This is a genomic window from Brevibacterium zhoupengii (assembly GCF_021117425.1).
Classification (GTDB): domain Bacteria; phylum Actinomycetota; class Actinomycetes; order Actinomycetales; family Brevibacteriaceae; genus Brevibacterium; species Brevibacterium zhoupengii.
The window spans coordinates 3,599,793-3,626,212 of record NZ_CP088298.1 but is presented as its reverse complement, the minus strand read 5'-3'; the positions used below and the strand labels follow the sequence as shown (position 1 = coordinate 3,626,212).

Genomic DNA, 26,420 nt, shown 5'->3' with positions numbered 1-26,420 from the left:
GGAGCCTGAGTTCAGTACGGGAGGCCGCTGAAGTGCCTCATATTGTGGGCCTTCGCATCATCGAGCCTGCGGGCGATCTCATCCGCCCGGGCTGCCGGGCGAAGCGCGTGCCTGCGGCCTGCTGCGATCAGCCACACGCCGAGGCGCACCATGACCCGATTGAGCCCGCGGAGTTGCATCTCGGAGCGCTGCAGCTCGGACGGGTGTGTCAGCAGATCGTCTGCCGTCCTGGGACTGTGCGGGGAGGGCGTCCTTGGTCCGGGTGGCGTTGGTATCGGGTCGTCGAGGAAGATCTCGCGGGTGGTGGTGGTCGTGCGTTCGACGATCCTGCCGGGCCCTCGCTGGAAGGTCGGTGGTCGGATCGGGGTGAGCAAGGTGCTCATGATGGTGTTTCCTCTCCATCGATCAGGGGGAAGGCATTGAACTGGATCTGCACGGGACGGGATCCGGGGTCGTTGCGGCCCCGGAACTCGTCGATGAGCGACTGGGTTGTGTCGTGGAAGCGCTTCGCGACCTCGGCAAGCTGCTCCGACGTCAGGTGAAGATAACTGGTCGTGTTGTCCGCGGCCTCCAACCATTCAGCGGACAGGCGATCCTCGTCTGTGGATCCGATGACGAAGTCCTCGAGCGCCCGGGCGCTGCTGCGGTTCCACTCTCGGATGACGAAGTCGGCAGCAGCATGGGCCGCGGAATCTCGACTCTCGTTCCGCGAGGGGACGGTGACCGCCCCGGGGATGCGCTCCCACCACTTGTCTCTGCCTCCGGTGCTGCTCTTGACCTGCCGGATGAAGTCATGCCGAGCGAGCTGACGCAGGTGATAGCTGGTCGAACCTGTGGATTCGCCGAGCCTGCCGGCCAGCGTCGTCGCCGTCTGCGGGCCGTATTTCGCCAGCGCATCATAGATCGCCATCCGCAGTGGGTGGGCGAGTCCCTTGAGTGCTGAGGATTCGATTCTGCGTGTGTGATCGGGGTGAGAGCCGGGCTGAGGGTCGGGCTGCGAATCGGTCATAATGCAAAGATACGCTTGCAAAGAATCCTTTGCAAGGGAAAGTTTGCACGAATTTTCCTGGTCGACGCGGGGGCAGAGGTGGCACCCTGGTCATATGAGCATTCGAGATGTCATTCCGCCCTACCTGCTCGATGCGATCGCCGAACGCGGAGGCGAGAAGTTCCCCCGAGCCGCCCGCGCCGCACGCAGCTGCCAGGTCTCCGATGAGTCCTGCCGCAACCTGCGCGCCGAGGGGCTGCGCTATACGCCGGTGGCCAAGCCCGATGGGGGAGCGCAGGATTCCGAGGCCGCGATGGGGTCTCAGGTCACCGGCGCCAGTGCCGGGGTGAATCGCCTCATCCATGACGCGCAGGGCACCGAGACCCTGCCGGGAGCACTTGTGCGCAGCGAGGGCGAGGAGGCGGTGTCCGACGAGGCGGTCAATGAGGCCTACGACGGTCTCGGAGCCTCCTATTCGCTCTTCGCCGAGGCCTTCGAGCGCAATTCGCTCGATGGCAAGGGGATGCCGCTCATTGCCAGCGTCCACTACGGCCAGGACTACGACAACGCCTTCTTCGACGGTCGGCTCATGGTCTTCGGCGACGGTGACGACGAGGTCTTCACCGGCTTCACCGGGTCGCTGTCGATCATCGGCCACGAACTCAGTCACGGCGTCATCAGCCACACCGCCGATCTCGAGTACTTAGGACAGCCCGGAGCCCTCAACGAGCACTGCGCCGATGTCTTCGGCGCCCTGACCGAACAGCATGATTCCGGGCAGGCCGCCGGAGATGCCTCCTGGCTCATCGGTGCTGGCATCTTCACCCCCGAGGTCACCGGCCAGGCCCTGCGCTCCATGCTCGAGCCCGGCACCGCCTACGACGACGATGTTCTCGGCAAGGATCCCCAGCCCGATCACATGGACCGCTACGTCACCACCGATTCGGACAACGGCGGGGTCCACCTCAATTCCGGAATCCCCAACCGCGCGTTCGCACTCGCGGCCACCCGCCTCGGCGGCCAGGCCTGGGAGACCGTGGGGCAGGTCTGGTACTCCGTGCTGACCGGAGATGACATCACCACGCGCACCGATTTCGCGGGCTTCGCAGCCCTGACCATCGCCGAGGCGATCGCCCAGTTCGGTGAGGGATCCGACGTCCACGATGCGCTCGTCCAAAGCTGGGACGCAGTGGGCGTCACCCGTGGCGCAAGCCGCGGAAACGTGGGGAGCAGCTGGTGAGCGAGGAGGGTTCGTCTCCTGCGTCCGGCGAATTCGGCCATCTCATCGTCGAGCGCAGCGGCGGAATCGCGGGGCTCCTGCTCGTCTGGGACCTCGACATCGACTCGAGCGAGCACCGGGCGAGCATCGGACCGAAGGTGGCAGAGCTCCCGTGGCCGAATGACCCGGCGGGGCGGGCCGATGGCGGTGCGGGGGTGAAGGCGAACGCTGGGGCGGACCGTTACGTCTATGCGATCGAGAGTCGTTTCGGTCTGGTGCGTTTCGGTGAGACCGAGATGCCGGGGGAGTGGAAGAGCCTCGTTGAGCAGGTCCGCGAGATCGCAGCCCCTGAACGGCGCAGGCCGGGAACGGAATGATGTTGCGTATCTGATCCGCTCGGTCGATAACTGCAATACACTGCCTGTTATGACTCATGACGACTCCACGGCGGAGAACAACGAGCGGGACCTCGAAGACGGAATCCACACGGATCTGAGGTCGACGATGACCTACGGTTCCTATCTTCACCTCGACCGACTGCTCGGCGCCCAGCATCCTGTCAGCGACCCTGTCCATCACGACGAGCTGCTGTTCATCATCCAGCACCAAACCACGGAGCTGTGGTTCAAGCTCGTCATCCATGAGCTCGTTGACGCCCGACGTCTCATTGCCGATGATCAGCTCCAGCTGGCGCTCAAACGCATTGCCCGCGTCAAGCACATTCAGAAGACCCTGACCGAGCAGTGGTCGGTCCTCGCAACTCTGACGCCGAGCGAATACGTCGGATTCCGCGATGAACTCGGCAAGTCTTCGGGGTTCCAGTCCTGGCAGTACCGGGCCGTGGAGTTCCTGCTCGGGAACAAGAACGCCGGCATGCTGCAGGTCTTCGACGGCGAACCCGAGGCCCGTGCCCAGCTCGAGGCGTACCTCAACGAGCCCAGCGTCTACGACGAGTTCCTCCGTGCCCTTGCCCGTCGCGGGCTCCCGGTGCCGCAGCGGCTGCTGGACAGGGACGTGTCTGTGGCGCACACCTTCGACGAGGAGCTTCTCGACGCTTTCCGGATCATCTACGAGAACCCCGAAGAATATTGGCTGGAGTATGAGAGCTGCGAAGAGCTCGTCGACCTCGAGGAGAACTTCCAATTCTGGCGCTACCGCCATATGCGCACGGTGCTGCGCATCATCGGCATGAAGCGAGGCACAGGCGGATCGAGCGGCGTCGGGTTCCTGCAGAAGGCACTCGACCTCACCTTCTTCCCAGAGCTCTTCGACATCCGCACCGGCATCGAGAACGGACCCGGCACAGCGACGGGTCCGGGCACGGAGAGTGCAAAGGACTCTACGGGCAGCCAAGGTTCTGCGTCCGGTTGTTCGGGGCTCTGAGCCCAATCGTCGATCTCGATCACACCTCCGGCAGCCCTACCTCCTTGCTGCGGACCTTCGTCGGACTTCACCTGCGTGACCTGGGCGGTTGGATTCGAGTTGCTGCTCTGCTCGATCTCCTCGCCACTGCCGGGGTCTCGAACTCCTCGACCCGCAGCGCCGTGTCAAGGCTCAAGGGCAAGGGACTGCTCCTCCCCGACAAGCGTGGGGCCGTGGCCGGATATCGTTTGGACCCAGCGGCAGTCTCTGGCCTCGAACGCGGCGATCGGAGGATCTTCTCCTACCGCAGTCAGAGGGATGACGAGCCCTGGTGCCTGGTGTCCTACTCTATGCCCGAGGTGGATCGGTCGAAGCGGGTGCAGCTGCGGCGAACACTCATGGGGCTGGGGTTCGGAGCGGTCACCGACGGGTTGTGGATTGCGCCCGGGCATCTGCGCGCCGAGGTCGAGGAAGCCCTAGTCAACCTCGACGTCCGAGACCGGGCGACGATCTTCATCACGCAGACGCCCTTGACCGCCGAGCCTTTCGCCAAAGTGGCGGCGAAATGGTGGGAGCTGGACACTCTGGCTGCCCGGCACACCGAATTCATTGACCGGTACGAACACGCTGTGCACGCAGAGAACGTTGTGCACGCAGAGAACGCTGCGCCGCACACAGTGGGTGCAGAACACGCCGGTTCAGCGCCGCAGTCGTCTCTTCAACCGCGTGAGGCGTTCGCCCTGTGGCTGCACTGCGTCGACGATTGGAAGGCGATCCCGTACGTCGATCCGGGCCTTCCGCCCAGTGCCCTGCCCTCAAACTGGCCCGGGATGAGAGGCGTCGAACTCTTCGCGCAGCTGCGCCGCACACTGGCCGAGCCCGCACGCACCCACGTCCGTGAGATCAATTCAGCAGGGTCTTGACCACGAGCGGGAAATAGGGTGAATCGGGGTCGACGAGATCGGCATGATCGGCACCCTCGGCGACGGTCAGCCGAGCCGGGAACGTCCGAGAGAATGCGACGTCGACCGTCTCATCGCGGTCACCGTGGAGGATGAGCAGATCCGCCCGAGCGGGAATGAGGGCCACCCGCGAACGCGGATCTTCCCGCAGATACGGTGCCAGATCCTGTTCCGGCCTGACACCCATGTAGTCGAGCACAGCCCCCTCGCCCAAACCGGCCTCGACCTCCCGGAACAGATCCGTGACCGGGGCCAAGGGCCGCAGTCGGAACTCGGGTCCGTCCGCGCGAAGGTGGCTCGCCCACGCCAGCACCAGGCACCCTCCGGCCGAATGACCGGTCACCGTGAGATTGCTCTGTGCCCGGTCGTTGACACCCCAGTCCGATAGTGATTTCCACGCAGAGGAGAGGGCGGCGGTGACGTCGTCGGAGCAGTTGGGTTGCCCGCCCGAGCGCCGATATTCGATGAGTACGCACAGCACCCCCGCCTCGGCGAGGGCAATCGCCATGGGCCTGGCATGGGCGAGGTCCGTGCGCTCACGGAAGTAGCCTCCGTGGACGAAGAACACCGTCGCCGAGGCGGTGCTCGGGTCGCCATGGACCTCGAGGAACTGATCGGCCTCAGGTCCGTAATCGCATCGGAGGAAGTCCCGCGTAGAGTCCGGTGCGGAACCGGCGGCGCCCAGTGCCGCGAAACGATCGCTCTGGCTCATTCTGATTTGCGCACTCGGGTGAGTTCAGGAATCTTCGCATCCAGCTTGTCGCCGGAGGACTGCCCGCGCAGGCGCCGGCCGACCCAGGGGCCGAGGTGTTCGCGTGCCCACTTGGACTCTTCGCTCATGGCCGCTCGAATCGGCCGCGTCGGTCGAGCCGGCATAGCGAACCCGGTCACCGGCAGGGAATGCCCGCTTTCCAATGTGGCCAAGGCCTGACTGGCCACGAGCTCATGGCCCTTGGGTGAGAGGTGAATTCTGTCATCGGCCCACATGTCGCCGGCGTAGAGCTGCCGCAGCCCCCAGACGTCGGTCATATGGCAGCCATGTCGCTGTGCAATCGACCACAGGTGCGCGTTGTAGATGCCCACGCGCGGGCGCACGGCGCGGATGAGGGGTGAGGCGATCTCGGTGTCGAAGCCGTTGCACATGAGCACCTCGATGCCGGCCTCGCGAAAGGCGACGACGGCACGTTCGAACTGGTCGGCCAGGTCATCGATATCGGCTTTCGGGCGCAGGCAGTCGTTGCCGCCGGCGCAGAAGCTGACCAGGTCGGGGTTGAGGTCAAGTGCCTTGGGCACCTGCTCCTCGATGATCCGGTCAATGAGACGCCCACGGATGGCGAGGTTGGCGTAGGTGAGTTCGGGGCTGCCTGCGGGGGAGTCGACGAGCTTGTCAGCCAGGCGGTCGGCCCAACCCAGGTAGCGATCGTCTGCGCTCGGATCGTGGTCCATGAGCCCTTCACTGAATGAATCGCCGATGGCGACATACGAGGTGATGGTCTGGAGCATTGGGGTCCTTCTCTCATTGATTCTCTGACTCCGAACTATACTGAATCGGCCTTGTCGGAATCAGCCGGGACTGCGACAGATTCCGGTGGCCCCGCGTCATGACCTGTGCTGATCGCCTGGCGTAGACTCGATTCGAGACGGATCCCATCGTTGACGGCAACTGCAAGAGGAGCACAATGTATCGTTCGATTCCGGTTCCCGAGATCACTGATTTCGCCATCACGAATGCTCGGATTCTGCCCATCGCAGATGCCAAGGGGCAGCGTGTCGAACCGATCGAATCCGGCACGATCCTGGTCTCCGATGGCACGATCACCTCGGTGGAATCCGGCACCGTCACTGCCGCGGATCTGCCTGACGGCACTGAGCTCATCGATGCCGGACAACGCTGGGTGCTGCCGGGATTCATCGAAGCCCACGGCCACCTCGGCGTCCATGAGGATGGCGAAGGCTGGTCCGGTGACGATACGAATGAGATGACCGACCCCAACGGTGCCGGCGTGCGTGCCCTCGACGGCATCGACCCGTCCGAGATCGGATTCAAGGACGCACTGCGAGGAGGCGTCACCTCGGCGCTGATCAAGCCCGGGTCCGGCAATCCGATCGGCGGGCGCACCGCCTTCGTGAAGACCTGGGGACGGATCGTCGACGAGATGCTCGTGACGCAGGACCTGTCCGTGAAGTCGGCCCTGGGTGAGAACCCGAAGCGCGTCTACGGCGAGAAGAACGTCACCCCATCGACCCGTATGGGAACCGCGAAGATCCTCCGCGATGCCTTCGTCGATGCCCAGAACTACCTGGCCAAGCGCGCCCACGCCGAATCGGAGGGCATTCCCTTCGAGCGTGATCTCGTGAAGGAGACCTTGGCGGACGTTCTCGAGGGCAAGCTCGCCTTCGACCAGCACTGCCACCGCGCCGATGACATCGCCACAGCCATCCGCCTGTCGGAGGAGTTCGGCTATCGTCTCGTCATCAACCACGGCACCGAGGGCCACAAGATCGCTGACTACATCGCTGACAAGGGCATCGACGTCATCCTCGGACCGCTGATGACCAGCCGTTCGAAGGTCGAGCTGCGCGACAGGTCCCTGGCAACCGCAGGCGCACTGGCCAAGGCCGGGGTGCGCATCGCTCTGACCACTGACCATCCGGTCATCCCGATCAACTTCCTCATCCACGAGGCCTCCCTGGCAGTCAAGGAAGGCCTCGATCCTGTCGTCGCGCTCGAAGCGCTGACCATCAACCCCGCCGCGATCTTCGGCCTCGAGGAGCGTCTGGGTTCGCTGGCTCCCGGCCGCGACGCCGACCTCGTCGTCTGGTCCGGTGACCCGCTGGACCTGAACTCCCGCGCCGATCAGGTGTTCGTCTCCGGCCGCAAGGTCTACGAATTCGACGCAGCCGCAGGCACCGCCGATGTGGCGGACCCATTCGGCCCGACTCTCATCAGTGAGCCGTGACGAACGACAACACTGAAGAGGCACCCACCGCCGAGGTACCGGTCGACGCGCAGTCGTCGTCCGGACCTGAGCACGGGACGAATAAGGCCGAAGCCGGGTCCTCGGCGCTGCAGGAACTGCTCGAACTCTCCCGTCAGCAGCGGCTCCAGGAGCTGCGCGAGGCACCGACCGGGGAACTGAAATCCGGTGAGGACAGCCCCGCGGGTGCGAGGTCACCGAAGACGACGACGGCCAAAGCCAAGCCCAAGGCCGAGCAGAAGGGCGCCTCCCAGCGCATCGCTCAACGGGTGGCCAGGCGCACCGTGGGCAGGCTCGTGTCCGGCACCTCGGTCAACACCCAGCCGGTGCCCATCGTCACCGCCCTCAAGGGCAGCCCGTACAAGGCTCCGGTGCAGGCCAGCGAGCCCAACGAGGACGAGGCCAGGATGGTCCTCGACCTCGCCGCCGACATTGCGGCGATCATGATGCGCGCCGGGGCCGGAACCTCCGACATCGAGGTCTCCGTCATTGCGGCCTGCGCGGCCTTCGGACTCACGACTGCCCAAGTGGATCTGACTTCGAACACCCTCACCGTGCACTATTCGACGTCCGACGGTCGTCTCATGACCGTCATGCGCGTCAACCGGGGCGAATCCATCCACTTCGCGAAACTCGGCTCCGTGCATAAGCTCGTCACCGATCTGGTCGCGGGGAATCTGGGATTCAACGATGCCCGGAGTCGCCTCGACGCCATCCGGTACCAGCGCCGTCCCTATCAGGATTGGGTCGTCACCGGTGCTTGGGGTCTGATGGTCGGCAGCCTCGTCGTGCTCTTGGGCGGCGGGCCGATTGCCGCTGGCCTCGGAATCATCATGTCCACCCTGATCAGTTGGGTCGGCCGACTCATCGGCCGCACCGCGCTGCCCAGTTTCTTCATCACCGCCCTGCAGGCGGCCATCGCGACCCTGATGGCAATGGTCGCCGGCAACTTCGGCATCATTCAATCTCCTCAATTTCTGGTGGCCGCCGGCATCGTCCTGCTCCTGCCCACACAATCCCTGTATTCCTCGGTACAAGATGCCTTGACGAATTTCCCGCTCACCGCCGCCGGACGCATGGTGGGGGTGGTTTTGACCCTGGCCGGCATTGTCTCGGGGCTGGCCTTGGGTGTTGTGACCGGCGAGGCGATCGGGCTCGATCCGATCGAAGTCCTTGTGCCCAAGACCAGCGTCCACGTCATCTCAGCAATCGTGTCGATGGTGGCCGCTGCTGTCGTGGCCGTGGCTGGCGTCATCGCCATGCAGTCGACGAGGCGGTTCATCCTGCCCGGTGCATTCGTCGGTCTCGCCTCCTACATCACGATGACGGCGCTGACGATCATCGCCATCGACAATGTTCTGGCCAGTCTGCTGGCCGCGACTGTGACCGGCTTCCTGGCACGACCGCTGTCGCTGCGTCTGGGTGCACCCGCCATCGTGCTGATGATTCCCGCGATCTACACGCTGCTGCAGGGTCTCTCGATCTTCACCGCCGTCTATCAGATCGTCGCCGAATCCGCGACGACTACATTCGCGGTGGGACTGTCCGCACTGTTCACCGCGATACTGGCCAATGCGGCTCTGGCAGTCGGCGCCGTGCTCGGCAGCTACCTGGCCAGGCCGTTGAAGAACCTCAAGGCTGATGCCGTGGAGAAGACCGCCGAATCCGCGCGGTCGAACGAATCGACGATCACCTTGGACACGGTCGAGCCCCGCGACTGAGGTGCCGGGGCTGGTCGTGCGCAGGGGCTCGGAGGTTGGCCCTGGACTGAGGTCAGTACAGAGGTGAAGTCAGTCCTGGGACGGGAGGCTCCAGTCGATGGGCGCCAGGTTCTTCTGTTCGAGCAGTTCGTTCGTCCGGGAGAACGGTTGGGAACCGAAGAAGCCTCTGTTGGCTGACAAGGGTGATGGGTGCGCGGATTCGATGATCGCGACCTCAGAGCGACCCGAGAGCAGCATGGGCGCAAGATTCCTCGCGTCCCGACCCCAGAGAATCGCCACAAGCGGCTGATCCCGATCGACGAGTGCGGCAATCGCGGCTTCGGTGATGGCTTCCCAGCCGCGCTTGCGGTGGGATGCGGGTTCGCCCGGTGACACGGTGAGCACTCTGTTGAGCAGCATGACCCCTTGCCGCGACCAGGCTTGAAGATCACCATGGGAGGCAGGGTCGATGCCCAGGTCCGCCTCGATTTCCTTAAAGATGTTCTGCAGCGACCGGGGGAGTGGGCGCACATCGGGATCGACGGCGAAGGACAGACCGATCGCATGTCCGGGGGTCGGGTAGGGATCCTGTCCGACGATGAGCACCTTCACCTCGGCGAGGGGATCGGCAAAGGCACGGAACACCTTGTCCCCGCTGGGCAGGTAGCTGCGCCCAGCCGCGATCTCCTCACGTAGGAAATCGCCCATGGCGTGGATGCGTTCGGCCTGGTCGGACAGTGCGGCGGCCCAGTCGGGGGACATGATGTTCGTGAGCTCAGCGGTGGACGTCATGGTCGCGAGTCTACCGATGGCGTTGGACCGGGTGCTGATGTGCACGCAACGCAGACGAGGTGTGCATCATCGCCTACTGCTCCGCCATTCTTTTCGGATGGGGGCAGGCGATATGCTCGTCGGAGAGAGTTCAGCGGAGAACTATGTAGGTGAAAGGATCACAATGTCGCAATTTCCCGAGGCCACGAACTGGAAGATGTTCATCGGCGGAGAATGGGTCGAAGCTGCCGACGGTGACAGGAAAGACGTCATCACCCCCATTGATCGCAACGTAGTGATCGCCACTGTGGCCAATGGCAAGGAAGAAGACGCCGATCGCGCCGTCAAGGCCGCTCGGAAGGCCTTCCCCGAATGGGCCGCTTTGCCATTCAAGGAACGCCAGAAGATGCTCATCCGCTGCGCGGACGCACTTGATGCTGCGTCCGAGGAACTGGCCCAGCTGACTGCGATCGACACAGGCAACGCCATCCGCACCCAGGCACGTCCGGAGACGATCATCCTGGCCGACCTGTTCCGCTACATGGGCGGTGTCGCAGGTGAGGTCAAGGGCAATACCCTGCCTGCCGGTGACGGACAGCTGCAGTACACGAAACGCGTTCCGCTGGGCGTCGTCGCCGGAATCCTGCCCTGGAACTCACCGCTGATGATTGCGGCCTTCAAGACCCCAGCCGCACTGGCCGCGGGCAACACGATCGTCCTCAAGTGCGCTGAGGATGCGCCGCTGACGATTCTGAAGATGGCTGAACTGCTGGCCGACATCCTGCCGGCCGGCGTCCTCAACGTCGTCACTGGCAAGGGCTCGGTCATCGGCGAGGCGCTCAACGTCCACCCCGACGTCGACAAGGTCTCGTTCACCGGTTCGACGAACGTCGGCCGTCACGTCGCCGAACTGGCAGGCGGACGCCTCGCTCACTCCTCGATGGAACTCGGCGGCAAGAGCCCCAACATCGTCTTCCCCGACTCCAACGATGACGACACACTCCAGCAGGTGCTGCTCTCGACGCGCTTCGCACGTCAGGGCCAGTCCTGCACGATGGGTTCGCGTCTGTTCCTCCACGAGGACATCTACGACGACTTCCTGGCCAAGCTCGTCGACGCCGTGTCGAAGATGAAGGTCGGTGACCCTCGCAACGAGGATTCGGACATCGGCTGCATCATCAACGAGAAGCAGTACAACCAGGTCTCGGACTACATCGAGATGGGCAAGTCGATGGACGGCGTCGAGATCGCCTACGACGGTTCGGACTCACTCGAAGTCGGCGAACCCGGTTTTTACCACGCACCGGTCATCTTCTCCAAGGCCAAGAACGAATGGCAGACCAGCCAGGAGGAGATCTTCGGACCCGTCCTCTCGGTCATTCCCTGGAAAGACGTCGACGAGGTCATCGACATGGCCAATGACAGCGAATTCGGCCTCGCCGCCTTCGTTTTCACAAGGAACGTCGATGCCGCACTGACCATGGCCAACCGGATCGAATCCGGCTGGGTCCAGGTCAACCAGGGCGGCGGTCAGCTGGCCGGGCAGTCCTACGGCGGTATGAAGACCTCCGGCTTCGGCCGTGAGGCCTCACTGGAAGGCATGCTCGAAGGCTTCACCCAGATCAAGCAGGTCAACATCCGCATCCGCTGATCAGCCCGAATCTGACGGACGATCTGCCAAGGACCGTCGCAGCAGCACTGTCGACCCACTCGGCCGCGGCCGGTTCACCCTCTGTGGTGAGCCGCCTGCAGCAGGGTGGGTCGCCTGCTTCCCAAAGGGTGGAAGGCGCCGGAAGAAAGCGCCGAGAGGCGCATGAATCCGCGCCTGCAGGGCAGCGGCGGCGCGCCGCGAATTTCAGTCCTGTCCTCCGGGCGATAATATAGAAGCAACGATTCTTCTCGAAGGAGCACAACCTCTATGCCGCAGAACCAAGGCGCCCCCGAACTGAGTGAGCTCGAGGTGTCCGTTTTGGAGTTCGAGCGGCGGTGGTGGAAATACGGTGGAGCCAAGGACCACGCGATCCGTGAACGGTTCGACATGTCTGCCACCAGCTACTTCCAGATCCTCAATTCCCTGCTCGACAATCCTGCCGCACTTGCCAGTGACCCTATGCTGGTCAAACGCCTGCGTCGCATCCGCACCACGCGGCAGAGCGAACGCGCACAAGCCCGCGTCTCGAGGTAGACATGACTGACGAATTCGACGAGATCGAACCCGGACGACGCAGCGGAGCCCATCGACAGGACTCCTCAGCGCAATCGAACGTCGGTGCCATCGCGCTGGTCATCATCCTGGCACTTGTTGCCGTTCTGCTGGTGGTCGCGGCCATCAACATCATCACGTCCTCGATGAAGGACCCCGAGTCCAACGTCGCCGATTCCGGATCCGATAAGACCGCCTCGGCGAGCCCATCGCCGAGTGAAAGCGAAGTCAGCGTCGCCGATTCGGAGCTTACGGTTGACGTGCTCAATGGTTCGGGAGTCTCCGGAGTTGCGAAGAAATTCTCCGAAGCAGTGGAGGAGAAGGGCTGGGGCATCGGCCAGGTCGGCAACTATTCGACCGGGCTGAGCGTCTCCACGGTCTACTACTCGGACGAGTCGAATAAATCTCAGGCGAAGATGGTCGCCGACGCACTCGGAATCGAGGCCACAGAAGCCTCGACGGACTTCGACGCGGACATCACCGTCGTCATCTGCTCCGACATCGCCGAGCGCGGACCAGAGCCCAGCGAAGGCGGCTCCGGCGAGGGCGATTCGGCCGAAGGCGGCGCAGATTCCGGCTCGGCCGGGGCTGTGGACAACAACGGCTGAGGCCCACGCGCCAGCTCGTTGTCATGACCGGCAGCGCATTTCTCTTTTGTGCCGGTGAAGTCGGTGATCGGCGGAGGTTTCGTACCGGAAAAGACGCCGTCGAACACACCTTGATAACGAATTGGTAACAGTGTTGAGCGGCCGGAGGACCTGTGCGGCGCTGGGGTAGAGTTGCATCAGCTAGGCAAGCACTGCCCTTGTGTTCTATTCGTGCTTCACCGAGATCATTCTCTAGAGGTCAATGAGAGAAATCGCGGGGTCGGTTGATTTTTACTAGCTTCCGTTGTCCGCGGCGCGGCCAGACCGGTCGCAATGAGGTGACGGAATGTCAATGACACTGCACTGTATGGAGAAGTAATGGCACAAGGTACCGTCAAATGGTTCAACGCCGAAAAGGGCTACGGATTCATCACCCTGGAAGGCAACAACCAGGACGTGTTCGTTCACTGGAGCGCAATCCAGATGGACGGCTACCGCGCTCTCGAAGAGGGCCAGCAGGTTGAGTTCGAAGTTGGAGAAGGACAAAAGGGTCCTCAGGCGGAATCCGTCACCCTCCTCTGAGACTCACGTACGTAAACTCTTTTGATCCGCTGCGGCGGGAAGACGGCGAAAGCCCGAATCCCTCCGATCGGGGAAAGCGCCAAGCAGGTAACTGCTTGGCGCTTTTCAGTTGTCTGGCGCGCAGCGGTCCACGCAGTGGACGGCGCTGAAGTTTCGCGCTGGGCCGAACCGCGCAATCCCGCGGAATCCACCCGATTCGAAGGCCGCGGGAACGCGCAATATTTGCACTCGCATGGGGAGAGTGCTAAATCTAGTACTGGTGAAAACCACTGGGTTTCTCATCAGTTGTCTCGAGAGCGTGGTCCATATGTGGAATGGAACATGCGGACCCACTCTCTGCCGTCGCGGGCGTTGACGACTGCTCTGGAATCCCACTCCACTCCATCAGGGAGGATCTAAGCCACTATGGCAAAGATGATTGCATTCGACGAAGAAGCTCGTCGGGGACTCGAAGCAGGTCTCAACCAGCTTGCGGACGCGGTCAAGGTAACCCTTGGACCCCGTGGCCGCAATGTCGTGCTCGAAAAGCAGTGGGGCGCTCCCACCATCACCAACGATGGTGTCTCCATTGCCAAGGAGATCGAACTCGAGGATCCCTACGAGAAGATCGGCGCTGAGCTCGTCAAGGAAGTCGCCAAGAAGACTGACGACGTCGCAGGCGACGGCACCACCACAGCTACCGTTCTCGCTCAGGCTCTCGTCCGCGAAGGCCTGCGCAACGTGGCAGCTGGTGCTGACCCGCTCAGCCTCAAGCGCGGCATCGAGAAGGCTGTTGAAGCCGTCACCGGTGTGCTGCTTGAGAACGCCATCGACATCGAGACCAAGGAACAGATCGCCGCTACCGCCGGTATCTCCGCTGGAGATCCTGCGATCGGTGAACTGATCGCCGAGGCCATCGACAAAGTCGGCAAGGAAGGCGTCGTCACCGTCGAGGAGTCCAACACCTTCGGACTCGAACTCGAACTGACCGAGGGCATGCGCTTCGACAAGGGCTACATCTCCGGTTACTTCGTCACGGACACAGATCGCCAGGAAGCTGTCCTCGAGGACCCCTACATCCTCATCGTCAACTCCAAGATCTCGAACGTGAAGGATCTGCTGCCCGTCCTTGAGAAGGTCCAGCAGTCCAACAAGCCGCTGTTCATCATCGCTGAAGACGTCGAGGGCGAAGCTCTCGCGGTTCTCGTGCTGAACAAGATCCGTGGCACCTTCAAGTCCGTGGCCGTCAAGGCTCCTGGCTTTGGAGACCGCCGCAAGGCTCAGCTGGCCGACATCGCCATCCTCACCGGTGGTCAGGTCGTGTCCGAGGAAGTCGGGCTCAAGCTCGACAACGTGACCACCGAACTGCTGGGCACCGCCCGCAAGGTTGTCATCACCAAGGACGAGACCACCATCGTCGAAGGTGCCGGAGACGCCGAGGAGATCGCAGGTCGGGTCGCCCAGATCCGTGCCGAGATCGAAAACTCGGATTCGGACTACGACCGCGAGAAGCTGCAGGAACGTCTGGCCAAGCTGGCCGGCGGCGTTGCAGTCATCAAGGCCGGAGCCGCGACCGAGGTCGAGCTCAAGGAAACCAAGCACCGCATCGAAGATGCAGTGCGCAACGCCAAGGCTGCTGTGGAAGAGGGAATCGTCGCCGGTGGCGGCGTCTCGCTCATCCAGGCGGGCAAGACTGCCTTCGCCAACCTCGCACTCGAGGGCGACGAAGCAACCGGTGCCAACATCGTCAAGGTTGCCATCGAAGCTCCGCTGAAGCAGATCGCCACCAACGCCGGCCTCGAAGCCGGTGTGGTTGCCGATAAGGTCGCCAACCTCGAAGCCGGATTCGGTCTCAACGCCGCAACCGGTGAGTACGAGGACCTGTTGGCCGCTGGCATCAACGACCCGGTCAAGGTGACCCGCTCTGCTCTGCAGAACGCCGCCTCGATCGCTGGTCTGTTCCTCACCACCGAGTCGGTTGTCGCCGACAAGCCTGAGAAGGCTGCACCAGGTGCCGACGCAGCTGCTGCCGGTATGGACGGAATGGGCGGCATGGGCTTCTGATCAGCCCCTCTCGCTCGATGAGCCGTGCCGGTACCCGAAAGGGTGCCGGCACGTCTCTTCTCTGCCTGCTGGCCGTACCGTAGCCTGGGTGCCATGACGTTCACTGGCACAGAATCGTGTGGAAACAGCCCCAAGAATATGTTCGTGGCCAGGTTCGAGGAGAACCTGTTCACAGGAGACGAGCCCGCCCTCGCCGAGGTGATCGCTGAGGACTGCATCCTCCAGATCGTCGGCAGCGGGGGAGTCGCGACCAGCACCGGTCGTGATGAGGTCCTCGCCGCTCTGCTGGGTATCTCAGCTTCGAATCCCGTGGCCGGTCATCTCGAGGCCGCCATCACCCACGGCAAGGCCGCCGCGGCATGGGGGCAGTGGGAGAACTCGAGCGATGGAGACGACATCCAACACTTCTCACACACGTTGTGGTTCCGTACCAACAAAGCCGAGGAATTCGCTCAGATCCGGGTCTTTCACCCCTGACAGGCATACTGGGGCAGGCCAGCGTGGTGATCTGACTTGAGCACTGGCCTGCTGGGCGGACTGGCCTGCGTGCGGACGTGGGTGCTTCAGTCCCAGGGGTTTCGGCGTCTGCGGCGGCGCTCTTCGCGTCGCCTGCGCATTTCATCACGTGGCGAGTCTCGTCCCGGTGAGAAGGGCGGGGCAAGGGGATGAGGTGGCTGCAATCCGCGACCGAACGTATCCTCGGGATCCTCATCGTCGTCATCGTTGTTCCTGCGCTCTTCGAGCTCGCGTTTCGCTTCGGCATCGCCGAGCTGCGCCCTGGCCCGTTTCGTCAGCTCGCGCTTCCGGTTCCGGATGAGGCTCTCCTTGTTGGAGATCTGTGAGATCGCCCCGAAGAGCATCGGTAGGATGACGAAGATCGGCCAGAAGAAGATCAGCCCGCCCGAAGCGAATGAGGTGAAGGCCCAGATGGCAAGGGTGACGCCAGCAGGACCTGCGATCATTCCCAACAGCGCATTCCGGACTCGGTCCCGGTAGTACTTCTGTGCGGCGGCATCGATCTGTTCAGGGGTGATCGGGACACGATCGGCATCCAACCGGGCCAGGGCCTGAGCGCGAGCGGAATCGTCGAGTTCTCCGGGTTCGACCTCGCCCGCCTCGGCGATGACGAGGTCCTGCACGAGTTCGGGGACCTCTCCCAGAGTCTTCAGGCGGTTGGCAGCCTCACTGCGTTCGTCGAATTCCTCCGCATCGATCTGGCCCAGCGCAAACGCCTCGGACAGCACATCGGTCACGACGGCGCGATCGGCGTCAGACGCGCGCACCTGTCCGTAAGCGCGGGGATCAGCGCTGAATCGGGACCACAGGGGCGAGGCATTCATGACTATTACTGTAACCCCGCCCGGATATGAGCCCTGAACTAGAATTGAGCAAATGGAACCCGTCGTTGTGCTCATCCTGTTCGCAGTGTTCCTCGGGGCAGTGTCGCAGCGGGTCACGGGTATGGGATTCGGCCTGGTCAGTGGCCCTTTCCTTGTGCTTCTGCTCGACCCGTTCTCCGGTGTCGTGCTCGTCAACATCTGCGGCATCATCGCCAGCGGCACCGTCTTCGTCCGCACCTTCGAAGAGGTGGAGTGGGGCTCGTTCTGGAAGCTGTCGTCGGGTGCCGTGCTCGGCTCGATCCCGGGTGCTCTCCTGGCCGCGGCTCTTCCGGCCCCACCTCTGCAGATACTCATCGGTCTGCTCATCATCGTCTCCCTCATCAGCTCTATGATCATCGGCCGGGTCGGTAAGACCGTGCCGGTGAACTTCGGCACCAAATTCACGACCGGATTCCTCTCGGGAACGATGTCAGCAGCTGCGGGGGCGGGAGGACCGGCCGTCAGCGCCTACGCTGTGCTGACGAGATGGGAACAGCGGAAGTTCGCGGCCACTCTGCAGCCGTTCCTTGTCGTGGGGACCACCTCGGCGGTCATCTTCAAGGCCGTGTTCGATCACAGTTCCTGGCCGCAGTTGGCGGCACCGACCTGGATCGGAATCGGGGCGGTGCTCGTCGCAGGACTGGTCAGCGGTGACTGGCTGTCGAAGAAGATCGAATCCTCGACTGCGCGAATCGCGATGATCATCCTCGCCCTCGGCGGTGGAGCTGCGACCCTCGTCAAAGGTCTCAGCCACCTGAGCTGAGGCCACGTCTCACACTCTTCGCAGGCCGGACTCGGGCACCTGCTGTGACCGCGATGAGCGTCGGGACGAATACCGCGATCGGTGTGGGGACGGGTGCCGGTCGGAAGTTCAGGTTTTGGGCCCGCCAACTGAGCGGATACAAGGTTTCGGTTCAGTCCCTTGTCAGACTCATCCGGCATACTGATTGGTGACTCGTTTTGCTGGGGAGGCATAGATCGTGGGAGCAGTATTCCTGATAATACTCGTGGTGCTCGGCACCATTTTCTTCGTGAGCTACCGCAAGGAAAAGCACCGAAAGAAGGAGCTCGCCGACGCTGAGCTCCGTCAGGTGACGAAGACCGCTGAAGAAGACGTCACGTCCTTCGGCGAGGAAGTCGCCGAACTCGATATCCTCACCGCCGGGGTCGAACTCGACACCGGCGGTTCGCAGGATTACAAGCAGGCACTGGATTCCTACGACGTCGCCAAGGAGACGCTCGACAAAGTCGACGAGCCCTCCGACATCCGCCATGTCACCGAGGCTCTGGAGGACGGTCGCTATGCCGCAAAGTGCCTGCGGGCCCGCGTTGACGGTAAGCCGCTTCCCGTCCGTCGCCCCCCATGCTTCTTCAACCCACAGCACGGCCCCTCGGTCGAGGACATCGACTGGGCACCAGCCGGTGGACAGCTGCGACCGGTTCCCGTCTGTGCTGCCGATGCCGAACGCGTGGCCGTGGGCGCCGAACCAGCGGTGCGCAAGGTCGTGACCGGTGACGGACACACTCGCCGTGCCTACTGGGAAGCAGGCCCTGCCTACGCCGAATACAACCGCGGATACTTCAACTCCTATGCAGGCTCGGGACTTCTGCCCGGCGTGCTCATGGGGTCGATGATGTTCGGCGGCATGGGCGGCGGTGGCTGGGACGGCGACGTCGGCGGAGACGCGACCGGCGGTGACGCCGGTGGTGGCGATGCTGGCGGAGACGGCGGAGGATTCTTCGGTGGAGGCGACGGCGGCGATGGCGGCGGTCTCTTCGGCGGCGACGGATTCGACCTGGGAGATCTTTTCTGATGGAGACGATCGAGATTCGCGGCGATTCGATCAAACTCGGTCAGCTGCTCAAGCTCCATGGTGTCGCCGAACACGGTGCGATGGCCAAGGACATGATCGCTGACGGTGAAGTTGTGGTCAACGGTGAGGTCGAAACTCGCCGAGGTGCCACGATCCGTCCGGGAGACACGGTCGAAGCGCTGGGTGAGGTCATCCAGATATCGACTGAATAGGTCACTGCAATCGAATAGGACTCAGGGTCCAGAGTCACAGCGGCCGCTGAACTGGAACTGACTGGTACTGATAAGGCAGAAGGGACGCCCCCGCGGGGACGTCCCTTCTGCCTTATCTGATCCCTTGGGCGCCCGGGGCTCTCGGGCGCCCGGGGATCAGCGCTGTGTGTTCGACTCAGGTGAGTCGTTGAGGCCCGGTGCGTCCCATAGCGCCGACCACCGTGACGTGTCCTCTTCGAACGGGAGTTCGTTGGCCAGCACGCCGCGGATCTGAATCTCCAGAGGATTGTCACGCTGCTTGGCACCCGACTGTGCGAACGGATAGAACGTACCGCGCTTGTACTGGTAGACGAGTGCCAGGCGGCGTCCGTCCGGGTTGGCGAAGTAGACGGTCGAGCACAGCAGCATGGTATCGAACCCCTGGCTGACCAGAGCCGAATTCACGGCGTGCAGATTGGTTACGAGGTTGACCACCTCGGCGTCGTTGTCGGAGACCACCTGCCAGGTGTAGCCGAAGCCGTCGTTGCGCTGTGACACGTTCGCGGCCGGATCGGAGCTGATGAGGGCGATGCTCTCGGACTCAGCGGTCTGGAACGCCGCCCCCTCGACCTGTCGGAACGCCACTGCTCCGACGCCGGTGGGTTTGAAGCCGGTCGCGGCTTCGAGCGTCAGCGCGGCGGGGGGAAGCGCGAAAAGATCGTCGAGGTTAGCCCGCTTCGGTTTGGAACGGCCCAACAGCGCGTCGAAGAAACCCATGAAACTCCTAGTGGATGTCGGTCGGTGCGATTGAGGTCAGCGCAGTGATCGTCACTGCTGCTGTGAGAGCTGCCCGGAGATCCTCGCCAGCTGCTCCAAGCGCTTGTCGAGGGAAGGGTGAGTGGAGAAGAGCTGCGTGATGGCGGCCTTGCCGCTGGCGGCGGGAATGAGCGCCAGATGGTTTGCCGAAGAAGAGGCTCGCAGATCCTTCTCCGGGATCTTGCTCATGTCTCCGCTCAGCTTCGTCAGCGCAGAGGCCAAGGTCGAAGGCGCGCCTGTGAGGATCGCGGCTGCTCTGTCTGCGGCCAGTTCGCGGTAGCGCGAGAGGCTGCGGATGAGGAGGAACGAGAGGCCGTAGACGACGGCTCCGACGAGGACGAACAGCAGCTGGACGGGGACGCCGCCGTTGTTGTTGTTCGAACGTCCGAAGCTCATGTAGTAGCCGGCGCGCATCATCAGTGCGGCCACGACGCCGGTGACTCCGGCGACGGTCATGACGGTGACGTCGCGGTGGGCGACGTGGGAGAGTTCGTGAGCGAGCACGACCTCGACCTCATCACGGTCGAGTTTCTCGAGCAGGCCGCGGGTGACACAGACGACCGAACGCTGCGGTGAACGACCGGTGGCGAAGGCATTGGGAATCGCTGAGTTCGATACGGCGACGCGTGGCTTGGTTGAATCGGCAAGCTGACAGAGACGATCGACCATGGTGTGCAGCTCCGGGGCCTCCTCGGGGGCGACCTCCCGTGCACCCATCGCCTTCATCGCGATCTTGTCGGAGAAGTACCACTGGAAGAAGAACGCGCCCGCGCTGATGAGCACGGCGATGATGACTCCGGAGACGCTTCCTCCGAAGATCCACCAGATGGCCAGAATGAGGATCACATAGATGAGTCCGTTGAGGAAGATCGTCCACCCCATGCGCATGGTGAGTCCGTTGTCCTTGACGAAGCGATTCTTCATCGTGGTTCCTCTCTGGTTAAGTCAGTTCCGGCCCACAACCTCGGGTGAAGGCAGTGGGCCGGAATCATCGATATCAAACTATGTGGATCAGGCTGGATCCGGGATGAAGCCTTCACCGGTGAGGAGCTCCGTGATCTCCTGCAGCGTCGCATCGATGAACGGTACGACGGCCTCGCTCGAACCGAGATAGTCATCGGAGACGGGCTTGCCGTTCCCGACGACGTAGTCGTGGAGGGACTGCAGAGCGTTCTTGGCAGCCTCTTCGTTTCCTGCCTTGACTGCGTCCTCGACCTGGTTGTCGTACTTCTGCATCAGGTTCTGGTCGACGTCTGCAACATCAAACTGGCCTTCGCCCATGATTCGGATGATCATTGCTTGTCCTCGCCTTCAAGCGACTGCTGCTGCTTGTTCGACGACGCTGGCAGTGACTCACGCATCCGGTTGAGTTCCATCTCGACATCGTTCTCGCTTGAGAGCGCATCGAGCTGTGCACTGATGTCGTCCTTCGACGAACCGGTGACATCTTCGAGGGCACCCGAAGCGATGAGCTCGTCGACTGCACCGGCACGTGCCTGCAGCGAAGCGGTCTTGTCCTCGGCGCGCTGGACCGCGAGCCCGACGTCGCCGAGTTCTTCGGAGATTCCCGAGAAGGCTTCACCGATCTTCGACTGTGCCTCTGCTGCGTTGTATGTGGCCTTGATCGTTTCCTTCCGTGTGCGGAAGGCGTCGACCTTGGCCTGCAGCCGCTGTGATGCCAGAGTCAGCTTCTGCTCTTCGCCCTGCAGTCCTTCGTGCTGTCCCTGCAGATCGGTGATCTGCTGGTCCAGGCCCGACTTCCGTGTCAGTGCCTCACGTGCGAGGTCCTCGCGGCCGACCTCCATGGCCTTCTGGGCCTGACCGCTGAGCTTGTTCTGCTGCTGTTCGAGCTGGGTGATCTGCAGCTCGAGGCGCTTGCGGCTGGTGGCGACATCGGCAACACCGCGGCGTACCTTCTGCAGCAGCTCAAGCTGCTTCTGATATGAATAATCGAGGGTTTCATTGGGGTTCTCGGCTTTGTCCAGTGCCTTGTTGGCCTTGGCGCCAAAGATCGCCGCGATCCTTTGGAAGATGCTCATCCGTAGTCGACTCCTGCATTGGTCTTGACCCGACGCTGCAGACCGGTCGTCTCCTAACCTGGAGAAACCCATCCAGCACCGCCGCGAACTATCGCTATCAGCCTACTAACAAAGGCTGATAATTTGCCAGACGCGGACATAGAAATCGAACAGACGATCCGGGCGGGATTCGGTAGCCACAGCGTGCCTGCGACTCGGGCCGCCGATGGGTTCCGGTGGCCGGTGACGCCGACTGACGCGGGTGACTCGAGCCTCACGGAGCGAAGAGCCGAGAATTCGCGGCTTCCACCTCCGAGTACTGCGCAGCTGCGGTGTTCAGCGCCCCGTGGATCGAGGTCAACGATTCGAACAGCTGCTTCTGCGCACCTTCCCACTCATTGATGACCGTCTGGAAATTCTGTGCCGCACTACCCTTCCAACACTCCTGCAGGGCCAAAAGATTCCTCAGCATTGTGTTTGATTCCGCGACAAGGGTGCGGGAGGTGCCTGCCGTGGCGGTGGCGGCGGACGAGACGCGTTCGGCATCGACTTCGAAACTCATGACTTCTCCTATCGGTGGAACACCGGAGCTTGGGACGAAGCACCGGGACTGGCACTCATCTTCGCGGCTCTCCTGTACCGGCGGAAGCTCAGAGAAAGAGGGTGTGGACAGCGCTTGGCTGTCCACACCCTCAATGCCCACGAGTGGGATCGTCATCCACAGTGATCTGCACTCAAGTCCGGTCGACCCTCTGCTGAAAGGTCGATGTCGTCACTTCAGGACCAAAGTCGTCTTGAGCGTCTGTTCCTGGCCGCCGCGCACGACCGTGAAGTCGACGGGCGTGTTCGTCGGCTGTGCACGGACGAGTGCACGCAGAGCGATGGCATTGTTGACCTTGGTCCCACCAACGGCCACGATGTCATCGCCGTCCTTGAAACCTGCTTTGGATGCCGGTGACCCGGACTGCACAGACTGGACCTTGGCGCTGCCCTGGGTAGCGCCGCCGCTGTTGATCTGTCCGTCCGTCAGCGTGATCCCGAGGAACGGATGCAGCGCCTTGCCGCTGGAGATGAGCTGGTCGGCGATCATCACGGCCTGCGACGAGGGGATGGCGAACCCGATGCCGATCGATCCTGACTGGCCACCTTCACCAGCCTGGCTCAGTGATGCCGCAGCGGAATTCACTCCGATGAAGTTGCCATCACCGTCGACCAGCGGACCGCCGGAGTTGCCGGGGTTGATCGCAGCATCCGTCTGGATGGCGTTGGTGATCGTCATCTCCTTCTCCTGCGAGGTCGCGTCCTCGCCGATGTTCTCCGTCGAGACCGGCCGATCAAGAGCCGAGACGATGCCGGTGGTGACCGAATCCGCGAGACCCAGAGGATTGCCCAGTGCCATCACCGGATCTCCCACCTTCATCTCCTTCGAGTCACCGACGGGGAGGGGACCTGCGTCCTTGGGAACTTGGTCGAGTTTGATGACCGCGATATCGGTCGAGGGGTCGCGGCCGACGATCTCGGCTTTCACCGTCCCCCCGTTCTTCATCGTCACAGCGATCTCGCCGGAAGGTGTGTCGGCAGGTGCCACCACGTGATTGTTTGTGATGACGTGTCCCTGGTCATCGTAGATCGAGCCTGAACCCAGTCCCTGCACCTGTCCGTTGGTGCCGACCTGGATCGAGACGACGCTCTGGGACGTCTGCTTGGCGACCTCGGTCCAATCTGGGGTTTCGATGGTCTGATCAGCGACTTTGCGTGAGTCCTCACCGCCGAAGGCATTGACTGCGTAGCTCCCGCCGAAGGCCGCGGCTCCACCGAGAAGCGCAGCAACTGCGGCGATCGCGATGGTGGCGAACCAGCCCGGTCCTCGCTTCTCTCGCCGAGGTGGTGCTTCGACTCCGTACGGCCCTGGACCGTACGGTCCACCTGGTCCACCAGGACCGTTTGGTCCATAGGGGTCACTTGGTCCGTTGGGGTCGCCGGGGTCTCCTTGGCCACCGGGACCGGAGTGGAAGCCTGCTGACCCGGTCTGGGGGTAGCCGCCGGGGTTCGGTTGGCTGCCCATATGACCATAGGCGGCCGCTCCTGCTGCGCCTGCGGCGGCATCGGGGCCGGCTCCCGCAACTGTCCCTGCCCCTGCGCCTGGGCCAGACCCTGTGCCGGGCTGTCCGGTTCCCTGCGCATACGGCGTGCCGTAGGGATTCGGATCGGTGGGGGAGTTGGTGCCAGTCTGCGATGCACCGTGGGCTGCATTGGTTCCGGGAGAGGAATAGCCGATGTGACCGCCTCCGCCAGTGTCTGGGCTGCGATCGTAGCGCTGAGTGTTGCCGTAGCGCTGGGCTCCATCGTAGGACTGGTTCGCACCAGCGCCGGGCCCCTGTGGCGGCTGCCCCTGCTGCCCCTGATATCCCTGTTGGCTCTGATACCCCTGATAGCCTCCCGCTGACCCGGATTGTGCGGGGTATCCGGATTGTGCGGACTGTTCTGTCGATGCGTCCACAGGGGGCTGAACACGAGTCGGCTGCACCGGAGAAGGATTCGACTCCGGGTTCTGCCTCGGGTCCTGGCCCTGCCACGGAGCCTGGCGTTGTCGCGGATCCTGACCCTGCCAGGGTGTCTGACCCTGCTCAGAGCTGTTCGAGCGAGAAGAGGGTGCGACCGGAGGACTGACCCGCGCAGGACCGTTCGACCCATTGGCTCCACTGAATCCGCTGGATCCACTCGAGTTGCTCGGGAACGTGCGAGGGACCTCGGCAGAGCGGCGTGAGCCCTCCGCAGAGCCTTGGGATCCTGGTGCCGAGCTGCGTGGGTCATCTGAGGATTCGCGTGAGCCATCGGTGGGGAACGTGCGGTGGTCCTGGTCCCCGTGCCGTCCCCGGTAGTCGGAATTGTTGCCCTGATTGTTGGGGTCGTTGCTGCTCATCGCTCGTCCTTTCGTGCGTCCGGAGCGCTGTCTTCAGTGTCTGAGATAGGTAGATCGATGCGGAACGTTGCACCGCCGCCCGGGGTCTGGTGCACCGATATCGCACCATGGTGGTTCTCCACGATCGCCTTGACGATGGAAAGTCCGAGACCAGACCCGCCGGTATCGCGGGTCCTGGACACATCGAGGCGATAGAACCTCTCGAAGATCCGGGGCACGACCTCGGGGTCGATCCCGTCGCCGTGATCGCGAACTTCGATCCTGACTCGTCCATTGGGGAATCCGCGCAGCGAATCGTCGACCGTAATCGACCCGGCCGCCGTCATATCCGGCACAATCCCGGCGGGCGCCTGAGCGTCGTTCTGATCGTTGCCGTTCGAGTCGCCTCGGCGGAAGATGCGCACACCGCCGGTGACGAATCCGCGCTCGCGGGATTTGTCCTTCGCCGCGGCCTTGTTCGCACCCGTCTTGTTTGCCACGGCCTTGTTGGAGCCGGTCTTGGACTCGGTGTCCTGGCCATTCGAAGGGTCTGCTGACTCCGCGCTCGCCTCGGCGCGGCCTCCGACGACGCCGACGGCGAATTCGATGGCGGTGTGCTCCGGGGTGTGGCGGACAGCGTTGCCGGCGAGGTTGACGATGACCTGGCGGATCTTCGACTCCGACCCCCTGATCATCGGCACGGGCTGAGCATCGTCCCCGTCGAGCCCGATGAAGCTGATGTCCCGGTCGGGTGCCTGAGCGGCTGCGTCGGCGGCGGCGTCACGGGCGATCCGGTGGAGGTCGATGGGACCGATCTCGGCAGGTCGCTGCTCGTCGAGGCGAGCGAGGACGACGAGGTCATCGACAAGGACTCCCATACGTTTGGCCTCGGACTCCATCCGCTCCATGGCATTGCCGATGTCATCGGATTTCGTGATTGCGCCCTGCCGGTAGAGCTCGGCGTAGCCGCGGATCGTGACCAGAGGTGTGCGCAGTTCGTGCGAGGCATCGGAGACGAACTGGCGGATGCGCTTCTCCGACCGTGTCTGTCCGTCGAAGGAGTCCTCGATCCGCCCCAGCATCGTGTTCAGTGCGCCCGAGAGGCGACCGAGTTCGGTGTTGCGGGGGAACGTCGGCACCCGTTGGCTCAGGTCACCGGCGGCGATCCTCGAGGCAGTCTTCTCGATGTCGCGCAGCGGCCGGAACGTGTTGTTGATCGCCCAGTATCCGACACCTGCCACCATGGCCAGGGCCAGCAGTCCGATGCCGATCATCGTATTGCGGGCACGCTCATTGATGTTGTCGATCTCGCGGTCGAAGGGCACCGCGATCGAGACGAGTACGTCCGTGTTCTGAACCTTCATCGCCCGAGCCCGCCACTGCGAGGTGGTCCCGGCGACGGTGAATGGCTCACCACCCTGCGCATAGACCTTCGACTCGTTGATCGTCGGCAGAACCGGGCTGTTGCCAGGCTCCGGAGCTACAGGATCACTGATCGGTTTGCCGTCAGTGTCATAGAACTGGACGTAGAAGCCACCGGGCATGAGGCTCTTGAGTTCATCCCAGGAGCTCGAATCGATGGTGGTGGGAGTCTCGGTGGAGGAATCCGCCCCGTCGCTGCTGTCCGAGTTCGCTGACTGGTCCTTGCTCGACGATGACGACGATTGCAGCTGGGCAGGCTGGAACACATCCTGATAAGCCTGCTTGGCAAGCGTCTCCGACGCATTGATGAGTCTCTCATCGGTGCGTTCGACGAGGCTGTCGCGCAGGTTCTCGAGCACCCAGGCGCTCGTTCCGGAGAGAACGAGCAACATGAGCAGCATCATGATGGCCAGCAGCTTGGTAGTCAGCGACCATTCTTCCCAGAAGCCGGGTCGGGTGGGACGGGATTCTTTTGCCACGTGA

28 protein-coding genes are annotated in these 26,420 nt (G+C 63.1%); 15 read left to right on the top strand and 13 right to left on the bottom strand.

Annotation, left to right across the window (positions count from 1 at the left end; genetic code table 11):
• Positions 1-11: 11 nt before the first annotated feature.
• Positions 12-383, bottom strand: coding sequence for a hypothetical protein (locus tag LQ788_RS16500; RefSeq protein ID WP_231442843.1), 372 nt, complete (start codon positions 381-383; stop codon positions 12-14).
• On the bottom strand, positions 380-1,009 hold the full coding sequence (locus LQ788_RS16495) for an ArsR/SmtB family transcription factor (protein WP_231442841.1): 630 nt from the start codon (positions 1,007-1,009) through the stop codon (positions 380-382). Before LQ788_RS16495 ends, LQ788_RS16500 begins: the two co-directional genes overlap by 4 nt.
• 94 nt (positions 1,010-1,103) lie before the next feature.
• Between LQ788_RS16495 and LQ788_RS16490 the strand changes: the two genes are divergently transcribed.
• From LQ788_RS16490 to LQ788_RS16475, 4 genes are read left to right on the top strand one after another with little or no spacing between them, the layout of a single operon-like run.
• On the top strand, positions 1,104-2,228 hold the full coding sequence (locus tag LQ788_RS16490; protein ID WP_231442840.1) for a M4 family metallopeptidase: 1,125 nt from the start codon (positions 1,104-1,106) through the stop codon (positions 2,226-2,228).
• Positions 2,225-2,584, top strand: a complete 360-nt coding sequence (locus LQ788_RS16485) for a hypothetical protein (RefSeq protein ID WP_231442838.1) — start codon at positions 2,225-2,227, stop codon at positions 2,582-2,584. The genes LQ788_RS16490 and LQ788_RS16485 overlap by 4 nt, the downstream gene beginning before the upstream one ends.
• A 49-nt stretch (positions 2,585-2,633) precedes the next feature.
• Positions 2,634-3,590 carry a tryptophan 2,3-dioxygenase gene (locus LQ788_RS16480; RefSeq protein ID WP_231442836.1) on the top strand — a complete coding sequence of 319 codons (957 nt, stop codon included), beginning with the start codon at positions 2,634-2,636 and terminating at the stop codon, positions 3,588-3,590.
• A complete protein-coding gene (locus tag LQ788_RS16475) occupies positions 3,575-4,492 on the top strand; it encodes a PaaX family transcriptional regulator (RefSeq protein WP_231442835.1) in 918 nt (305 codons plus the stop codon). Before LQ788_RS16480 ends, LQ788_RS16475 begins: the two co-directional genes overlap by 16 nt.
• Here the strand turns inward: LQ788_RS16475 and LQ788_RS16470 are convergent.
• Both LQ788_RS16470 and LQ788_RS16465 read right to left on the bottom strand, forming a co-directional pair.
• A complete protein-coding gene (locus LQ788_RS16470; RefSeq protein WP_231442833.1) occupies positions 4,473-5,243 on the bottom strand; it encodes an alpha/beta hydrolase in 771 nt (256 codons plus the stop codon). The genes LQ788_RS16475 and LQ788_RS16470 overlap by 20 nt on opposite strands.
• A complete protein-coding gene (locus LQ788_RS16465; RefSeq protein WP_231442831.1) occupies positions 5,240-6,034 on the bottom strand; it encodes an SGNH/GDSL hydrolase family protein in 795 nt (264 codons plus the stop codon). Before LQ788_RS16465 ends, LQ788_RS16470 begins: the two co-directional genes overlap by 4 nt.
• A gap of 176 nt (positions 6,035-6,210) precedes the next feature.
• Here LQ788_RS16465 and LQ788_RS16460 point away from each other — a divergent pair, with 176 nt between their 5' ends.
• Both LQ788_RS16460 and LQ788_RS16455 read left to right on the top strand, forming a co-directional pair.
• Positions 6,211-7,491, top strand: a complete 1,281-nt coding sequence (locus LQ788_RS16460; protein WP_231442829.1) for an amidohydrolase — start codon at positions 6,211-6,213, stop codon at positions 7,489-7,491.
• A complete protein-coding gene (locus tag LQ788_RS16455) occupies positions 7,488-9,230 on the top strand; it encodes a threonine/serine exporter family protein (protein WP_231442827.1) in 1,743 nt (580 codons plus the stop codon). Before LQ788_RS16460 ends, LQ788_RS16455 begins: the two co-directional genes overlap by 4 nt.
• Before the next feature lie 69 nt (positions 9,231-9,299).
• Here the strand turns inward: LQ788_RS16455 and LQ788_RS16450 are convergent, their stop codons facing one another.
• On the bottom strand, positions 9,300-10,001 hold the full coding sequence (locus LQ788_RS16450; RefSeq protein ID WP_231442825.1) for a uracil-DNA glycosylase: 702 nt from the start codon (positions 9,999-10,001) through the stop codon (positions 9,300-9,302).
• A gap of 163 nt (positions 10,002-10,164) precedes the next feature.
• Between LQ788_RS16450 and LQ788_RS16445 the strand changes: the two genes are divergently transcribed.
• From LQ788_RS16445 to LQ788_RS16420, 6 genes are all read left to right on the top strand, one after another.
• Positions 10,165-11,631: an aldehyde dehydrogenase family protein gene (locus LQ788_RS16445; protein ID WP_231442823.1), complete on the top strand. Its 1,467-nt coding sequence runs from the start codon at positions 10,165-10,167 to the stop codon at positions 11,629-11,631.
• Positions 11,632-11,898: 267 nt separating this feature from the next.
• On the top strand, positions 11,899-12,165 hold the full coding sequence (locus LQ788_RS16440; protein WP_009881872.1) for a DUF3263 domain-containing protein: 267 nt from the start codon (positions 11,899-11,901) through the stop codon (positions 12,163-12,165).
• A 2-nt stretch (positions 12,166-12,167) separates the two neighbouring features.
• Positions 12,168-12,791: a LytR C-terminal domain-containing protein gene (locus LQ788_RS16435; RefSeq protein WP_231442822.1), complete on the top strand. Its 624-nt coding sequence runs from the start codon at positions 12,168-12,170 to the stop codon at positions 12,789-12,791.
• 357 nt (positions 12,792-13,148) lie between these two features.
• Complete coding sequence (locus tag LQ788_RS16430) at positions 13,149-13,352, top strand: cold-shock protein (RefSeq protein WP_009881874.1); 204 nt, start codon at positions 13,149-13,151, stop codon at positions 13,350-13,352.
• A 405-nt stretch (positions 13,353-13,757) separates the two neighbouring features.
• A complete protein-coding gene (groL, locus tag LQ788_RS16425; protein ID WP_231442820.1) occupies positions 13,758-15,395 on the top strand; it encodes a chaperonin GroEL in 1,638 nt (545 codons plus the stop codon).
• A 144-nt stretch (positions 15,396-15,539) separates the two neighbouring features.
• Positions 15,540-15,872 carry a nuclear transport factor 2-like protein gene (locus LQ788_RS16420; protein ID WP_231442818.1) on the top strand — a complete coding sequence of 111 codons (333 nt, stop codon included), beginning with the start codon at positions 15,540-15,542 and terminating at the stop codon, positions 15,870-15,872.
• A gap of 86 nt (positions 15,873-15,958) precedes the next feature.
• Here the strand turns inward: LQ788_RS16420 and LQ788_RS16415 are convergent, their stop codons facing one another.
• Positions 15,959-16,735 carry a DUF1707 SHOCT-like domain-containing protein gene (locus LQ788_RS16415; RefSeq protein ID WP_231442816.1) on the bottom strand — a complete coding sequence of 259 codons (777 nt, stop codon included), beginning with the start codon at positions 16,733-16,735 and terminating at the stop codon, positions 15,959-15,961.
• Positions 16,736-16,787: 52 nt separating this feature from the next.
• Between LQ788_RS16415 and LQ788_RS16410 the strand changes: the two genes are divergently transcribed.
• From LQ788_RS16410 to LQ788_RS16400, 3 genes are all read left to right on the top strand, one after another.
• Complete coding sequence (locus LQ788_RS16410) at positions 16,788-17,537, top strand: TSUP family transporter (protein ID WP_231442814.1); 750 nt, start codon at positions 16,788-16,790, stop codon at positions 17,535-17,537.
• Positions 17,538-17,784: 247 nt separating this feature from the next.
• Positions 17,785-18,588: a hypothetical protein gene (locus tag LQ788_RS16405; protein WP_231442813.1), complete on the top strand. Its 804-nt coding sequence runs from the start codon at positions 17,785-17,787 to the stop codon at positions 18,586-18,588.
• Complete coding sequence (locus LQ788_RS16400) at positions 18,588-18,800, top strand: RNA-binding S4 domain-containing protein (protein WP_231442811.1); 213 nt, start codon at positions 18,588-18,590, stop codon at positions 18,798-18,800. The genes LQ788_RS16405 and LQ788_RS16400 overlap by 1 nt, the downstream gene beginning before the upstream one ends.
• A 156-nt stretch (positions 18,801-18,956) precedes the next feature.
• On the opposite strand, the gene pspAB is transcribed toward LQ788_RS16400, so the two are convergent.
• From pspAB to LQ788_RS16365, 7 genes are all read right to left on the bottom strand, one after another.
• Entirely contained in the window at positions 18,957-19,556 is a 600-nt protein-coding gene (pspAB, locus tag LQ788_RS16395) for a PspA-associated protein PspAB (RefSeq protein WP_231442810.1), read from the bottom strand.
• A gap of 51 nt (positions 19,557-19,607) precedes the next feature.
• Positions 19,608-20,519: a zinc metalloprotease HtpX gene (gene htpX, locus LQ788_RS16390; RefSeq protein ID WP_231442808.1), complete on the bottom strand. Its 912-nt coding sequence runs from the start codon at positions 20,517-20,519 to the stop codon at positions 19,608-19,610.
• 87 nt (positions 20,520-20,606) lie between these two features.
• Complete coding sequence (gene pspAA / locus LQ788_RS16385; protein ID WP_231442807.1) at positions 20,607-20,891, bottom strand: PspA-associated protein PspAA; 285 nt, start codon at positions 20,889-20,891, stop codon at positions 20,607-20,609.
• Positions 20,888-21,634: a PspA/IM30 family protein gene (locus tag LQ788_RS16380; RefSeq protein ID WP_231442805.1), complete on the bottom strand. Its 747-nt coding sequence runs from the start codon at positions 21,632-21,634 to the stop codon at positions 20,888-20,890. The genes pspAA and LQ788_RS16380 overlap by 4 nt, the downstream gene beginning before the upstream one ends.
• Positions 21,635-21,887: 253 nt before the next feature.
• Positions 21,888-22,175, bottom strand: coding sequence for a WXG100 family type VII secretion target (locus LQ788_RS16375; RefSeq protein ID WP_231442803.1), 288 nt, complete (start codon positions 22,173-22,175; stop codon positions 21,888-21,890).
• Between the two features lie 210 nt (positions 22,176-22,385).
• Positions 22,386-24,536 (bottom strand): trypsin-like peptidase domain-containing protein, encoded by a 2,151-nt coding sequence (locus LQ788_RS16370; RefSeq protein WP_231442802.1) that lies wholly within the window; start codon positions 24,534-24,536, stop codon positions 22,386-22,388.
• Positions 24,533-26,416 carry a sensor histidine kinase gene (locus LQ788_RS16365; protein WP_231442800.1) on the bottom strand — a complete coding sequence of 628 codons (1,884 nt, stop codon included), beginning with the start codon at positions 26,414-26,416 and terminating at the stop codon, positions 24,533-24,535. The genes LQ788_RS16370 and LQ788_RS16365 overlap by 4 nt, the downstream gene beginning before the upstream one ends.
• Between the last annotated feature and the right edge of the window lie 4 nt (positions 26,417-26,420).

What these genes read in the sequence shown, in the direction of transcription:
- LQ788_RS16500 (WP_231442843.1), bottom strand. Translation starts at nt 383, where the DNA reads ATGAGCACCTTGCTCACCCCGATCCGACCACCGACCTTCCAGCGAGGG.
- LQ788_RS16495 (WP_231442841.1), bottom strand. Translation starts at nt 1,009, where the DNA reads ATGACCGATTCGCAGCCCGACCCTCAGCCCGGCTCTCACCCCGATCAC.
- LQ788_RS16490 (WP_231442840.1), top strand. Translation starts at nt 1,104, where the DNA reads ATGAGCATTCGAGATGTCATTCCGCCCTACCTGCTCGATGCGATCGCC.
- LQ788_RS16480 (WP_231442836.1), top strand. Translation starts at nt 2,634, where the DNA reads ATGACTCATGACGACTCCACGGCGGAGAACAACGAGCGGGACCTCGAA.
- LQ788_RS16470 (WP_231442833.1), bottom strand. Translation starts at nt 5,243, where the DNA reads ATGAGCCAGAGCGATCGTTTCGCGGCACTGGGCGCCGCCGGTTCCGCA.
- LQ788_RS16465 (WP_231442831.1), bottom strand. Translation starts at nt 6,034, where the DNA reads ATGCTCCAGACCATCACCTCGTATGTCGCCATCGGCGATTCATTCAGT.
- LQ788_RS16460 (WP_231442829.1), top strand. Translation starts at nt 6,211, where the DNA reads ATGTATCGTTCGATTCCGGTTCCCGAGATCACTGATTTCGCCATCACG.
- LQ788_RS16450 (WP_231442825.1), bottom strand. Translation starts at nt 10,001, where the DNA reads ATGACGTCCACCGCTGAGCTCACGAACATCATGTCCCCCGACTGGGCC.
- LQ788_RS16445 (WP_231442823.1), top strand. Translation starts at nt 10,165, where the DNA reads ATGTCGCAATTTCCCGAGGCCACGAACTGGAAGATGTTCATCGGCGGA.
- LQ788_RS16440 (WP_009881872.1), top strand. Translation starts at nt 11,899, where the DNA reads ATGCCGCAGAACCAAGGCGCCCCCGAACTGAGTGAGCTCGAGGTGTCC.
- LQ788_RS16435 (WP_231442822.1), top strand. Translation starts at nt 12,168, where the DNA reads ATGACTGACGAATTCGACGAGATCGAACCCGGACGACGCAGCGGAGCC.
- LQ788_RS16430 (WP_009881874.1), top strand. Translation starts at nt 13,149, where the DNA reads ATGGCACAAGGTACCGTCAAATGGTTCAACGCCGAAAAGGGCTACGGA.
- groL (WP_231442820.1), top strand. Translation starts at nt 13,758, where the DNA reads ATGGCAAAGATGATTGCATTCGACGAAGAAGCTCGTCGGGGACTCGAA.
- LQ788_RS16415 (WP_231442816.1), bottom strand. Translation starts at nt 16,735, where the DNA reads ATGAATGCCTCGCCCCTGTGGTCCCGATTCAGCGCTGATCCCCGCGCT.
- LQ788_RS16410 (WP_231442814.1), top strand. Translation starts at nt 16,788, where the DNA reads ATGGAACCCGTCGTTGTGCTCATCCTGTTCGCAGTGTTCCTCGGGGCA.
- LQ788_RS16400 (WP_231442811.1), top strand. Translation starts at nt 18,588, where the DNA reads ATGGAGACGATCGAGATTCGCGGCGATTCGATCAAACTCGGTCAGCTG.
- pspAB (WP_231442810.1), bottom strand. Translation starts at nt 19,556, where the DNA reads ATGGGTTTCTTCGACGCGCTGTTGGGCCGTTCCAAACCGAAGCGGGCT.
- htpX (WP_231442808.1), bottom strand. Translation starts at nt 20,519, where the DNA reads ATGAAGAATCGCTTCGTCAAGGACAACGGACTCACCATGCGCATGGGG.
- pspAA (WP_231442807.1), bottom strand. Translation starts at nt 20,891, where the DNA reads ATGATCATCCGAATCATGGGCGAAGGCCAGTTTGATGTTGCAGACGTC.
- LQ788_RS16380 (WP_231442805.1), bottom strand. Translation starts at nt 21,634, where the DNA reads ATGAGCATCTTCCAAAGGATCGCGGCGATCTTTGGCGCCAAGGCCAAC.
- LQ788_RS16375 (WP_231442803.1), bottom strand. Translation starts at nt 22,175, where the DNA reads ATGAGTTTCGAAGTCGATGCCGAACGCGTCTCGTCCGCCGCCACCGCC.
- LQ788_RS16370 (WP_231442802.1), bottom strand. Translation starts at nt 24,536, where the DNA reads ATGAGCAGCAACGACCCCAACAATCAGGGCAACAATTCCGACTACCGG.